At 65.2% G+C, this 12,473-nt stretch carries 13 protein-coding genes and 1 pseudogene; 5 read left to right on the top strand and 9 right to left on the bottom strand.

All coding sequences use genetic code 11. The features are described from left to right. The first annotated feature begins 40 nt into the window (after nt 1–40). Nucleotides 41–831 (top strand): annotated as a pseudogene (locus tag DM806_RS05500) (IS5 family transposase). Between the two features lie 34 nt (nt 832–865). Here DM806_RS05500 and DM806_RS05495 read toward each other — a convergent pair. The 5 genes from DM806_RS05495 to DM806_RS05475 are packed head-to-tail and all read right to left on the bottom strand — an operon-like array spanning nt 866 to nt 5,310. Beyond that, nucleotides 866–2,017 carry a mechanosensitive ion channel family protein gene (locus tag DM806_RS05495; protein ID WP_179042221.1) on the bottom strand — a complete coding sequence of 384 codons (1,152 nt, stop codon included), beginning with the start codon at nt 2,015–2,017 and terminating at the stop codon, nt 866–868. Between the two features lie 29 nt (nt 2,018–2,046). Further along, on the bottom strand, nt 2,047–3,054 hold the full coding sequence (locus DM806_RS05490; protein WP_179042220.1) for a DNA topoisomerase IB: 1,008 nt from the start codon (nt 3,052–3,054) through the stop codon (nt 2,047–2,049). Between the two features lie 54 nt (nt 3,055–3,108). Further along, a complete protein-coding gene (locus DM806_RS05485; RefSeq protein WP_179042219.1) occupies nt 3,109–3,819 on the bottom strand; it encodes a hypothetical protein in 711 nt (236 codons plus the stop codon). Continuing rightward, nucleotides 3,816–5,180 (bottom strand): putative O-glycosylation ligase, exosortase A system-associated, encoded by a 1,365-nt coding sequence (locus DM806_RS05480; RefSeq protein ID WP_179042218.1) that lies wholly within the window; start codon nt 5,178–5,180, stop codon nt 3,816–3,818. Before DM806_RS05480 ends, DM806_RS05485 begins: the two co-directional genes overlap by 4 nt. Next, nucleotides 5,173–5,310 carry a hypothetical protein gene (locus tag DM806_RS05475; protein WP_179042217.1) on the bottom strand — a complete coding sequence of 46 codons (138 nt, stop codon included), beginning with the start codon at nt 5,308–5,310 and terminating at the stop codon, nt 5,173–5,175. Before DM806_RS05475 ends, DM806_RS05480 begins: the two co-directional genes overlap by 8 nt. 91 nt (nt 5,311–5,401) lie before the next feature. Between DM806_RS05475 and DM806_RS05470 the strand changes: the two genes are divergently transcribed. Next, the gene (locus DM806_RS05470; RefSeq protein ID WP_179042216.1) at nt 5,402–6,628 is read left to right on the top strand and encodes a TIGR04063 family PEP-CTERM/XrtA system glycosyltransferase; all 1,227 of its coding nucleotides are present in this window, start codon (nt 5,402–5,404) and stop codon (nt 6,626–6,628) included. Between the two features lie 54 nt (nt 6,629–6,682). Further along, nucleotides 6,683–7,687, top strand: coding sequence for a hypothetical protein (locus DM806_RS05465; RefSeq protein ID WP_179042215.1), 1,005 nt, complete (start codon nt 6,683–6,685; stop codon nt 7,685–7,687). A 10-nt stretch (nt 7,688–7,697) separates the two neighbouring features. Here the strand turns inward: DM806_RS05465 and DM806_RS05460 are convergent, their stop codons facing one another. Together DM806_RS05460 and DM806_RS05455 are read right to left on the bottom strand one after the other, a co-directional pair. Further along, on the bottom strand, nt 7,698–8,069 hold the full coding sequence (locus DM806_RS05460) for a hypothetical protein (protein WP_179042214.1): 372 nt from the start codon (nt 8,067–8,069) through the stop codon (nt 7,698–7,700). Further along, nucleotides 8,066–8,254 carry a hypothetical protein gene (locus DM806_RS05455; protein WP_179042213.1) on the bottom strand — a complete coding sequence of 63 codons (189 nt, stop codon included), beginning with the start codon at nt 8,252–8,254 and terminating at the stop codon, nt 8,066–8,068. The genes DM806_RS05460 and DM806_RS05455 overlap by 4 nt, the downstream gene beginning before the upstream one ends. Before the next feature lie 118 nt (nt 8,255–8,372). On the opposite strand from DM806_RS05455, the gene DM806_RS05450 reads away from it, so the two are divergent. Both DM806_RS05450 and DM806_RS05445 read left to right on the top strand, forming a co-directional pair. Next, the gene (locus DM806_RS05450) at nt 8,373–9,044 is read left to right on the top strand and encodes a S24 family peptidase (RefSeq protein ID WP_179042212.1); all 672 of its coding nucleotides are present in this window, start codon (nt 8,373–8,375) and stop codon (nt 9,042–9,044) included. 71 nt (nt 9,045–9,115) lie between these two features. Further along, nucleotides 9,116–10,033: an XdhC family protein gene (locus tag DM806_RS05445; RefSeq protein ID WP_179042211.1), complete on the top strand. Its 918-nt coding sequence runs from the start codon at nt 9,116–9,118 to the stop codon at nt 10,031–10,033. Nucleotides 10,034–10,206: 173 nt separating this feature from the next. Here the strand turns inward: DM806_RS05445 and DM806_RS05440 are convergent, their stop codons facing one another. Together DM806_RS05440 and DM806_RS05435 are read right to left on the bottom strand one after the other, a co-directional pair. Continuing rightward, a complete protein-coding gene (locus DM806_RS05440) occupies nt 10,207–10,392 on the bottom strand; it encodes a YbdD/YjiX family protein (RefSeq protein WP_179042210.1) in 186 nt (61 codons plus the stop codon). After that, nucleotides 10,389–12,437, bottom strand: coding sequence for a carbon starvation CstA family protein (locus DM806_RS05435; protein ID WP_179042209.1), 2,049 nt, complete (start codon nt 12,435–12,437; stop codon nt 10,389–10,391). Before DM806_RS05435 ends, DM806_RS05440 begins: the two co-directional genes overlap by 4 nt. Between the last annotated feature and the right edge of the window lie 36 nt (nt 12,438–12,473).

The following is a 12,473-nucleotide window of genomic DNA, read 5'->3' as shown; positions in this document are numbered from 1 at the left end:
GCTGTAGTGACATTTTAGGGATTCACGGCGCCGGGTCTTTGTGATTCAACAGTGGCTTTTGGAGGCTGGTGTGGAAGGCGAGGTACTTCGGGACGATCAATGGGAGCGATTGCGGGAGTTCGTTCCGGGCGGGCGCAAGGGTAAGCGTGGTCCGCGTAGCGACGGCAGGCGTTTTCTCGATGCCTTGCTGTGGCTGGCGCGCTCAGGCGGTCGTTGGCGCGATCTTCCCGAACGCTTTGGTCCCTATCAGACAGCCAAGCGGCGCTATTATCGCTGGATCGAGCAGGGTGTGATCGACCGGATATTCGCGGCGGTGTCCGATGATCCCGACATCGAATGGCTGGCGATCGATGCCACTGTCATCCGCGCTCAGGCTCAAGCGGCAGGGGCTCGGATAAAAAGGGGGGCGTTCAAGCCCAGGCTCTCGGGCGGTCGAGAGGTGGGTTCGGCACCAAAATCCACGCCGTAGTCGATGCCCTCGGTCTGCCGATCCGCTTCATTCTTGGCCCCGGACAGCAAAACGACATGGCTCCAGCCTGCGACCTGATCCGGGGCATCCCGGCAGGCAAGGTGCTGGCGGATCGCGCCTACGATGCCGACCGCCTGCATGACCTCATCTACGAGCAAGGCGGCGAGCCGGTCATCCCACCACGCCGCCACCGCAAGTACCAACACGGCTACGACCGCATCGCCTACAAACAGCGTTGGGGCATCGAAGGATTCTTCGCCAAACTCAAACAATGGCGGCGCATCGCAACACGCTACGACAAGCTCGCCCCCAACTTCCTCGGATTTGTCAAACTCGCCAGCATCATGCTCTGGCTCAAATGATTAAATCGTCACCTCAGCCTAGATCGCCCGGGCTTCAGGTCTCCACGTGCGGCACGTCGGCATAGGGCATGATGAGCCGCCCGTCGGGTGCAGCGGTGAAGGTGGTCTGGGATGGATAGGCGAACTCGATCCCCGCCGCATTGAACGCTTTCCAGATGGCGAGGCCCATGCGGTGGCGCGACTGGAAATAATCGTGCGTATCCGGGTCGGGCACGTCGAAGCTCAGCTCATAGTCGAGCGAACTGGCGCCGAAGCGTATCATGCCGGCATGCACGAACAGGAAGCCCTCCGCCTCGACGATCTTGCGGAGTATGTCCGGGATCGCCTCCGCTTTCTCCTCGGGCGTGTGATAGACGATGCCGATGGCGAAGGTGACGCGGCGTTGGATCAGAGTCTGGAGGCTGGTGATTTCCTTCTGGAGCAGGTTGGCGTTGGAAATAACCTTCTTCTCGCCGCTCATCGCCCGCAGGCGCGTGCTCTTGAGGCCGATCTTCTCCACGCGCGCGGTGGTCTGGTCATAGGTGATGATCTCGCCCCGGCGGAACGGCTTGTCGAAGATGATGGAGAGGGCGGCGAACAGGTCGGAAAAGATGCCCTGTGCCGCCAGACCGATGGCGATGCCGCCGATACCCAGGCCCGCGACCAGGCCGGTGACGTTGACGCCCAGATTGTCCAGCACCACGATCGCCGCGATCGCGAACAGGGCGACCGTCACGAGCACGCGGATCAGACCCATGGCGTTGGCGAGCGTCTCGCCCTGGCTGTCGTCGGCCAGCGTCTTGCGCTCGATCAGGCCCAATATGATCTCGCGCGCCCAGGTGGCGGCCTGGAACACGGCGGCGATGGTGAAGAGGAATGTGATGGTTTTGGCCAGCGACGCCGGCGCGTCGGCGTAGCCCACCACCAGCCTGGCCGCGACCATGACCATGAAGAATTGGGTCGTGCGCGCCGCAGCACGGCCCAGCACATTGGCATAGCCCAGCGGATCGCCGCGATCGCCCTTGTGCCTCTTGCCCAGTTCGCGCAGCGCCGCCAGCAGCAGGTAGATGACGACGGCCGCACTGATCGCGATCAGGATCTGGATATAATGAATCTGGAACCAGGCGATGGTCGAATGCCACATTTCGCGCAGGTTCGGGGGCGTGACGCTGATGTCGGGAAGATCGGGGTCTTTCTTGTCGGCCATGCCTGTCCTGTCTGGTCGAAAATGCGGTGTCAGGCCGCCGCTGCAAGCGGGGCGCAATCGGCGATGCTGTCGAGGAAGGCGATCAGGCCGCGCTCCTCGCGGGACAGATAGCGGGTTCGGCGCGGCAAGCGAAGCCCCGCCCGCCATTCATCCTGCCCGTCGCGGCAAAGCGCGATCAGCGCGGGGTGGATGTAGCTTTTGCGGCTGATGGCGGGGGTGTTGCCCAGCGCCTGAGCCACCGGGGCGATCATCTCCTTCAGGGAGACATGGCCGGCGGCGAGCGCAGAAAAAGCGATGGTCGACGCGCCCCAGGTGCGGAAATGCTTGGCGGTGAAGGGCGCGCCCATGGCGTCGGCGATATAGGCGTTGACGTCGCTGGAGCAGATCGGCCGCGCCTCCCCCTCCTCGTCCAGATATTGGAAGAGATGCTGGCCCGGCAGATCCTGCACCTGTCGCACGAACCGCAGCAGGCGGCTGTCGGTGACGGTCAGCTGATGCTGCTTGCCCGACTTGGCGCGGTAGCGCAGCGTCAGCGACTTGCCGCTGAGGTCATAATGGCGGCGGCGCAGCGTGGTCGCGCCGAAACTCTTGTTGGTGGTGGCATAATGTTCGTTGCCGACGCGCAGCTTCGCCAGGTCGAGCAGGCGGACGACGGCGGCGATGGTGCGATCCTTGCGCAGGCCGCGTTTCGACAGGTCGGCTTCCAGCTTCTCGCGCAGCTTCGGCAGGGCGCGGCCGAAGTCAGGGCATCCGGCATATTTCTCCGCCTCACGCGCGGCGCGGAAATCGGGGTGGTAGCGATATTGCTTGCGGCCCCGGTCGTCATAGCCGATCGCCTGGATATGGCCCCAGGGGGAAGGGCAGAACCAGCAGTCGCGATAGGCGGGCGGCAGGGCGACGGCATTCAGCCGATCGATCTCCTCCCGGTCGGTGATGCGGTTGCCGTCGGCGTCATGATAGGCCCAGCCGCGTTTCAGCGCGCGCCGCGTGATGCCGGGGATGCTGTCGTCGCTATGGGCAAGGCGGGTGTCGGGCATGTCTTCCTTCTCAAGCGCAAAACCCGCCGTTCATCGCTTCGTTCCGATCACGGATCAGGAGAAGGGGGAACGCACCGCAACCCGGACCGGCGGCGTGCCGAGCCTCCACGGAACGGGACGACGGCGCAACACCGCGAGATGCGCCAATGTCCAGGCCGCGCAGATGGTCATGACCGGCAGGGCAAGAGGAAGCGCGACGGGCAGCATCAGGGCGATCAGGGCGGCGGCCGCGCCGCCCCCCAGCGCCAGCGCCAGCGCGCGTGGCTCGCCATCGGGGCCGCGCAGCCAGACGAGGCAGGCGGTCACGCCGATAGCGAAGCAGAAGAGGAAGCGCACCATGCCCGCTTCGCTCACCCCTGCGGCGATCAGCAGCAGGGCCAGCACGCCGGCGCTGACGGACAGGCTGCTCCGGCCGAGGAATATGGTGCCGATCGGATAGAGAGCGAGTTCGCACAGCAGGGCGGCGGCCAATATGGTCGGCACCTGATTGACGTCGCCGACGACCAGCGCCACCGCTGCGGTCGCGATCCAGCGCAGTAGGCGCGCAGGCGCCATCAGCATATGGCTGATCCAGTCCTTCGCATCCCCACGCAGGGCAAAGCGCCGGTCGACGAGGCGTAGATGGAAGCCCGCAAGGATGAACAGCGCCTCGATCCCGCGCGGCATCAGCTCCGGTGCCGCCAGCGGCGCGGCGAGCGACAACCCCGCCAGCAGGCCGATCAGCAGGCCATGCGCCATGCCCAGCATGCGTACTTCTCCGCTCATGCCGGAAGACCCCGCTGGGTCGCGAGCGTGGCGGCCAGGCTCGTGCGAGCGGCATCCATGCGCCTGCGGGTCAGATAGGTGTCCAGCCCGATCTGGAGCGCGAGCATCATGAAGATGAAGGGCTGATAGGCGATGCCCACGAAAAGCGACCCGATCATGTAGATGACATGTCCTTGTTGCAGCGCCACGGCAAAGGGCGCGATCCACGCCTCTTCCGGCCCGTCGCGCTTGCGATATAGGCGGCGGATCGTTTCGGTGCGGATGAAGCAGATGAGGTGAATGAGCGCCCAGATGGCGAAGCCGAAATAGCCCTGTTCGCCCAGCAGCTCGAAATAGGCGCTGTGATAGGCGCGGCCCTTGTCGGTGACGAGCCGTCGCTCGATCCGGGTGCCGCCGCTGTCGGTCACGGTACTCTGGGCGAAATAGGTGAAGCTGTTCTGGAGATAATTGTCAAAGCCGCCGCCGCCGGGATGCTGCTTCACATAGTCGAGCGTCCACATCCACACCGCGACGCGGGTGGAGGCGCTTTCGTCGCCCTGGTGATTCTCGATCGTCTGCATCCGCTGGGTGAAGCTGGCGGGCAGGAAGGGAATGGATGCCAGCGCGGCGAAAGCCATCAGCGGGCCATAGATGAATTTCCGCTTCGACCGCATCAGCATCATACCTGCCAGGATGACCAGGCAGACGAGGCCGGTGCGCGCCTCGGTGCCGACCGGCATCAGCATGCAGGCGAGGCAAAGGCAGTAGCAGAAAAGCTTCACCTTCCAGTCGCGCGGAAAGATCGTGCCGTGATTGGCGACCCACAGGATCAGCGGAATGAGCGCGATGGCGACGCAGCTGATGATGCTGCCTTCGTAAAGGCCGCTATTATTCTCGACCATCAGGTTGAGCACGCCATAGCCGCCGCCCGACAGCGCGGTCTTCATGCCGCCGTTGATGATGATCGTGCTGGCGCACAGGATCATGAAGACGGTCAGCGCCTCGATCCGCAGGCGGGTGCGCAGGACCAGCGGCAGGAAGACGCCGGCGATGATCGCCTTCCACACCCAGTTCCATTTGGTCAGCGCCTCGACCGGGAAGTCGGCGGTCATGGTGGTGTAGCCGCACCAGGCGACCAGCAGTAGCATCAGCCCCTGTCGGGCGGAGAATCGGCAGTCCTTCTTGTCGTCCACCAGCAGCCAGGCGCCGACCATCGCGGCGAAGGCGATGAAGGAAATGGGGATGGAGTTGAGCAGGAAATAGGAGAGGCGCTGGGGCGAGACGATGTCGATATAGGCATAGACCGCGACCAGCAGGAACGGCCGGCGGAACCCCATGAGGAAGAAGAGGCCGAGAAAGGCGATGAAGAACAGGTCACGCATCGGGTCGCGGCTCCGCCGTTTCCGTGCCTTGCGAATCGGGATCGCGATCGAGATCGGTGCGCGGCAGAAGTCGCCACGCGGCGAGCAGGATGGCGCCATGGCTGACGAGCAGGGACAGGGTGTCGATCATCGTGAGGGGCGGAATCCGGTGCGCACGGCCTTTCTCCTAACGCGACAGAGTTGACGGGCCGTTAAACCTTTTGGCGCAGACAGGGCTGGCTATGACTCGCATTCTTCATGTGCTGGACCACAGCCTTCCGATGCACAGCGGCTACACGTTCCGCACCAGGGCAATTCTGCGCGCGCAGATCGCCAAGGGATGGGACGTGCGCGGGATCACCGGCCGCCGACACAGCGCAGGCGGTCCGCCGCAGGAAGTGGTCGACGGGCTGACATTCCACCGCACACCGGGCGATCCGGCGACAGGCAACGCCGTGCTGCGCGAATGGCGCGACATTGCCGCCCACGCTGATTCGATCGACGCGCTGGTACGGCAATGGCGGCCGGACGTGATCCACGCCCATTCGCCGGTGCTGAACGCCATCGCCGCGCAACGGGTGGCGAAGCGTCATGGCATCCCGATGATATACGAAATCCGCGCCTTCTGGGAGGATGCGGCGGTCGGCAACGGCACGGGGACGGAAGGCAGTCCTCGCTACTGGCTGACGCGGCAGCTGGAAAGTCATGCGGTGCGCAACGCCGATGCGGTCGCGGTGATCTGCGAAGGGCTGCGCGGCGACCTGATCGCGCGCGGCGTCGACCCGGCCAAGATCACCGTGTCGCCCAACGGCGTCGACCTGGAGCAGTTCGGGGATCCGGTGCCGCGCGATCCGGCGCTGACCGCGAAGCTGGGGCTTGAGGGCGCCGATGTGGTCGGCTTCATCGGCAGCTTCTATGATTATGAAGGGCTGGACGACTTGATCGCCGCCATGCCGCGACTCGTGTGCGCCCGGCCGAGGGCGAAGCTGCTGCTGGTCGGCGGTGGGCCGATGGAGCAGGCGCTGCGCGATTCTGCGCGGGCCTCGCCCTTTACCGACCATATCGTCTTCGTCGGCCGCGTGCCGCACGATCAGGTCGAGCATTATTATGCGCAGGTCGACGTGCTGGCCTATCCGCGCAAGGCGATGCGGCTGACCGATCTGGTGACGCCGCTCAAGCCGCTGGAGGCGATGGCGCAGGGCCGGCTGGTCGCCGCTTCGAGTGTCGGCGGGCATCGCGAACTGATAGAGGATGGCGTGACAGGCGCCCTGTTTGCGCCGGACGATCCCGTTGCGATCGCCGATTCGCTCGCGCGCCTGTTCGCCGATCAAAGCCTCTGGGAAGACCGTCGCGCCGTGGCGCGCGCCTTTGTCGAGCGCGAACGTAACTGGTCGTCAAACATTTTGCGTTACGAGCCTGTTTACCAACGCCTGCTGGCGCGCGCCGACCGGGCGCGGGCGGCGGCGTGAACCAGAGCGAAGGTCGAGGCGTTGAAAAGCCAGGGGATCGGACGCGGAGCGATGATGGCGGCGCTGGCCGGTACGGCCGCTGCCATTGCCCTGATCTCGGTGCCGGTTGGCCTGCTGGAGACGATCGTGGCGTCGAGTGGCCTTAGCGAGGTGTTGCCCGCCGCGGCGCCGCCGCTGGGGATGGCTGCTCGGCTGTCCCTGGCCGGCTTCGCCGGACTGCTGGCGGTAGGAATTGTAGGGATCATGCGTCGTGATCCGCAGCATGCGGATGACGATATTGAGGAAGAGGGGCGCAGTGAACGCGCCCAGGGAGCAAGAAAAATGGGTTTCGCCTTTTCCAAGCTGACCGCCCTGGCGCGGGGACGCGCTACGCCCTTGGCCGAACCTGCCGCCCCGGTGCTGCGCCGGGCCGATGCGCATCCCGACGCGCCGCCGCGCCCGCCCATCTTCGCCAGCCGGGATTTCGACGGGGTCGAAATTTTCGCCCGGCGCGAATCGGGCCGTCGGCCGATCGTCGTTCATTCCGAACCGGTGTCCGAACCGTCGTCGCCAATGCCCGGCTTTCCTTCGCTGCGCACGCCGATGGAGCAGGCCGCGGACCTGGAACCGCACCCCGCCTTCCAGCGTGCGGCCTTCGCCGCGCCGGTGGAGGAAGCGCTCGAAGCGGTGATGGACGCGGTCGAGCCATCCTTCGGCCCGCCTGAAGACGTGTCGCAGGCTATCGGGACCGAAGAGGAATCCTTCCCGACCGAGTTGGTCGAGGAACCCGAAGTCATTGCCGAAGCGATCATCCCCGACATGATCGGCACGGCCGTGCCCGAGACGCTGACGCCGCTGCCCTTGCCGACCCATGGCCTGTCGATCGCGCAACTGACCGACAGGCTGGAGCGCGGCCTTGCCTCGCGCCGACGCAGCATCTCGGGTCGCCCGACAGGGGTTCTGGCCGACATGCCGGTCGCGTCGCGCGTGCCGGTGCGCGAGGCCGTCGCACCCGACGCGGACGAGGCGCTGCGGGCCGCTCTGGGCACGTTGCGCACCATGGCGGCCCGCCCGCGCTGACGCATCCGCGTCACCAGTCCCTGATCGTCAGGGCCGACAGTTCGATCCAGAGGCTGTCGGCTTCTTTGCCCTGATCGTCGATACAGATGTCGGCAACGAAATGGCGGGGCAGCGTCCATTCCGCTTCCTCCAGTCCGTCGGCGAATTGCGCCCGACGCGCCGCAGCGTCGCTGCCGCCCATTTTCAGCCGGATGACATGGCGGCGTCCTTCGAACAGGGCGCTGGCCCAGGGGCGGCTGGTGGCGCGCTCGATCATGGTCGGGTCGCCCGCGCGCGCCACCAGTTGCGCCAATAGCCGGGGCAGGGGATCGGCTGAGTGATTTCCTATTGCATGAGAATGGATAAGATTCTGCCGCGCGGAAAAGGGATCGATGCTTGTCATTGGCCGGCGCTCCTGCAATAAGTGTTCATGAAATGTTCTATTCTTCTCTGCACGCGAGCGCCCGGTTCGCGGCCGTTGCGCAGATCGAAGACCAGCCGCGGGTCGCGCGCGCATTCGCGGCCGAACTTGGTGGGAGGCATGGCATGTCGGCGCAGGAATTTCTCGATCGTCACCAGCAGAGGCATTGCTTCATTTCTCCCCGTTCGATGCGACTCGCCCGCTGCGAGTCGATAGGCATATTCCTATCTCTCAACTTTGATTTCCTACTTGTCTAGGAAAAATCTTATCGGTAATGGATTGGATATGGATGAATCGCAGGACGCTCGAACGGCGCTGGATCGGCTGATCGCCGACAGCGGAGAGAATTATGCCGACCTGTCGCGACTGATCGGTCGCAATCCGGCCTATATCCAGCAGTTCATCAAGCGGGGCACGCCTCGCAAGCTGGACGAGGATGACCGACGGGTACTGGCCCGCTTTTTCGGCGTGCCGGAAGCGATGCTGGGCGGCGCATCGGCTGAGGATGTGCCGCCACCCGCGCGCTTGCGAACGGCGCCTGCCGTGGTGTCCGTGCCGCGCCTCGCCCTTGGTGCATCGGCGGGCAGCGGCACGCTGGACGAGGATGAGCGGGCGGCGGGTGTGATGGCATTCGACGCGCGCTGGTTGCGCCAGTTGGGCGTAAGGCCGCAGCGTGTGTCGATCATCCGGGTCGACGGCGAATCGATGGCGCCGACCTTGAGCGACGGCGACGATATCATGGTCGATCATGATGATGATGCCGAGCGGCTGCGCGATGGCGTATATGTGCTGCGGCTCGATGGTGTGCTGATGGTCAAGCGAATCGCTCTGGGGCCGCGGCGCGGGCGGTTCAGCGTGGTGAGCGACAATCCCCATTATCCCGACTGGGCCGATATCGATCCGGCGCTGGTCGATATTGTCGGGCGCGTGGTCTGGACCGGCCGCCGCTTGAATTGAACCGATTCTCTCCCCATTCCCGTCAGGTGAATGTTCAGGACCGCAGGATCGGGCGCCGAGGGAGTTTCGCTTTGAACGACAATGGCGCAGTGATTCGCAAGGCGATCGAATGGCGCGGCGCGCCGATGGCGCTGGCGACGGTCATTTCCACCTGGGGATCGGCGCCGCGTCCGCGCGGGAGCCATATGCTGGTCCATCAGGACGGCCGGATGGAGGGCAGTATTTCGGGCGGTTGCGTCGAAACCGACGTGTTGCAACGCGCCGCCGAAGTGATCGCCGGACGACCGGCCCATATCCATCGTTACGGCGTGACCGATGGCGACGCCTGGGACGTCGGACTACCCTGCGGCGGCGAGATTGCCGTGCTGGTCCAGCCGGTGGCGGAAGGCGGTTTCGCGCCTGGCCTGTTCGAGCGTATCCGGGCCGAAAGCATACAAGGCCGCGCCCTGACGCTGTTTACCGATCTGGAGAGCGGCGTGACGCGCGAGGACGCGGCGGAGGGGGCCTTCCTCAATCGCTATGATCCGCCGCGCCAGCTGTTGATCGTGGGTGCGGTGCAGATCGCCCAGTCGCTGGCGCCGCTGGCGCAGGCGATCGGCGTGACCCCAGTGGTGATCGATCCGCGCGGACGCTTTCTGACGCAGGAGCGCTTCCCCGGTGTCGAATTGGACGATCGCTGGCCCGACGAAGCGGTGGCGGCGCGCCTGCCCGCCGAATCGACGGCGGTCGTGACGCTGAGCCATGATATCAAGATCGACGATCCGGCGCTGGCGGCGGCTTTGCGCGCGCCGACCGGCTATGTCGCGGCGCTGGGATCGCGGCGCAGCCATGCGGCGCGGCTGGACCGTCTGGGTGGGATGGGCTTCGATGCGGCGCAACTCGCGCGGATCGACGGGCCGGCGGGGCTGGACATCGGCGCGGTGGGACCGGCAGAGATTGCGCTGTCGATCGCGGCGGGGATGATTGCGGGCTTCAACGCACAGCGCTGAAAACAGAAATGCCCCCTGCCGCAAGGGAGGGGCAGGGGGCATATCCCCAGGCTGTCGGGCACCAAGGACTGGCGGCCCGTATCAGAGACACGAGAAACAGCAATACCCCAACATGGGTAAATGTAAATTTTTCATTCGTAAAATTGCAACATCTTGTAATAAAGTTGCAAAAATCAGCAGCATCGTCCGCCATTTTTCCCGCCATAACGGGCTTCCTGCCGATCGCGGAAAAACTGGGTGCGATTCATCGCCGGCTGATCGGGGTGATGGGCGGCCATGTGGCGCAGATAGGCGTCATAATCGGGCATGCCAACCATCAATCGCGCGGTGCGGCGGAGCGTGTCGAACAGGCCGCTCATTCCGCCGGCACCAGTTGGGCGGGTATCTCCCGCGCGGTCGGCGCGGCGATCCTGCGCGCGGCGAGACAGGTCTTCACCGTGAAGAACAGGATCGACAGCACCACCGCCAGGAACAGCGCGACCAGAGCGGCATCGATCCGATCGTTGAAGATGATGCGCTGCATTTCCGCCATCGACTTGGCGGGGCTAAGCACCTCGTCCGCGTCCGCCGCCGCGCTGAATTTCGCGGCATGGGCGAGGAAACCGACCTTGGGATCGGCCGAGAAGAGTTTCAACCAGCCGGCCGACAGGGTGCAGATCAGCAGCCAGGCGGTCGGCAGCAGCGTCACCCAGGCGAACTTGTCCTGCTTCATGCGGAACAGCACGGCGGTGCCCAGCATCAGCGCGATCGCCGCCAGCATCTGATTGGAGATGCCGAACACCGGCCAGAGCGTGTTCACCCCGCCCAGCGGATCGGTGACGCCCTGATAGAGGAAAAAGCCCCAGGCCGCGACGCACAGCGCCGTTGCGATGACGCCGGGGACATGGCTCTTCATCTCCTTGAAGGATGGCACCGCCAACGCGATCAGATCCTGCAACATGAAGCGCCCTGCGCGGGTGCCTGCGTCCACGGCGGTCAGGATGAACAGGGCCTCGAACAGGATCGCGAAATGATACCAGAAGGCCTTCATCGCCGGGCCGCCGACGACATGGCTGAAGATTTCCGCCATCGCCACCGCCAGCGTCGGCGCGCCGCCCGCGCGGCTGATGATCGTATGTTCGCCGACATCCTTCGCCGTCTGGGTGATGAGGTCGGGCGAGATCGGAAAGCCCATGGCGGTCACGGCGGCCGATGCGCTGGCGGCGTCCGTGCCGATCAGCGCGGCGGGGCTGTTCATCGTGAAATAGATGCCGGGATCCAGGATCGAGGCGCCGACCAGCGCCATGATCGCCACGAACGCCTCCATCAGCATCGCGCCATAGCCGATCATCGGCGCATGGGCTTCGCTGGCGATCAGCTTGGGCGTGGTGCCGCTGGAAATGAGCGCGTGGAATCCCGACACAGCGCCGCAGGCTATGGTGATGAACAGGAAGGGGAAGAGGCCGCCCGACCAGACCGGGCCGTTGCCGCCGACGAACTGGGTGACGGCGTGCATCCTGAGCGGCGGGGCCATGATGACGATGCCGATGGCGAGCGCGGCGATCGCCCCGATCTTGAGGAAGGTCGACAGATAGTCGCGCGGCGCCAGCAGCAGCCAGACCGGCAGGACGGAGGCGACCGAGCCATAGCCGATCAGGATCCAGCAGAGTTGCACCGGGGTGAAGGTGAAGGCCGGACCCCAGACCGGCGATTGCGCAATCGCCTGCCCATAGACGATCGCGGCGAGCAGGCCGATGAGGCCCAGGATCGACACTTCGCCGATACGGCCGGGCCTGATCCAGCGGGTGTAGACGCCCATCGCCATGGCGAGCGGCACGGTGGCGGCGACGGTGAACATGCCCCAGGGGCTTTCCGCCAGCGCCTTGACCACGATCAGCGCCAGTACGGCGAGGATGATGACCATGATCATGAAGGCGCCGAACAGGGCGATGGTGCCCGCGACCTGCCCCATTTCCATGCGGATCAGTTCGCCCAACGACTTGCCGTCGCGGCGCATGGAGATGAAGAGGACAATGAAGTCCTGCACCGCGCCCGCCAGGACCACGCCGAAGATGATCCAGAGCGTGCCGGGGAGATAGCCCATCTGCGCCGCCAATACCGGCCCTACCAGCGGCCCCGCGCCCGCGATCGCCGCGAAATGATGGCCGAACAGGACGGTGCGGTCGGTCGCGACATAGTCGAGGCCGTCGGCGCGGCGGATCGCCGGGGTCGGGCGCGATGGATCGAGCCGCATCACATGGCGCGCGATATAGAGCGCATAGTAGCGATAGGCGACGAGGAAACAGCTGGCCGCCGCCACCACGATCCACAGCGCGTTGACGGCTTCGCCGCGCGATACCGCCACGACCGTCAGGGCGATCGCGCCGATGATGGCTGTCAAAATCCAGGGAATATGCCGGGTCACGTCGCCTCGCCGAAATTACGGGAATGTTGGACGGCA

The organism is Sphingobium lactosutens (assembly GCF_013393185.1).
In the GTDB taxonomy this organism is placed as follows: Bacteria; Pseudomonadota; Alphaproteobacteria; order Sphingomonadales; family Sphingomonadaceae; genus Sphingobium; species Sphingobium lactosutens_A.
The sequence above is the reverse complement of the archived record's forward strand: the minus strand, read 5'-3'. Positions and strand labels throughout refer to the sequence as shown.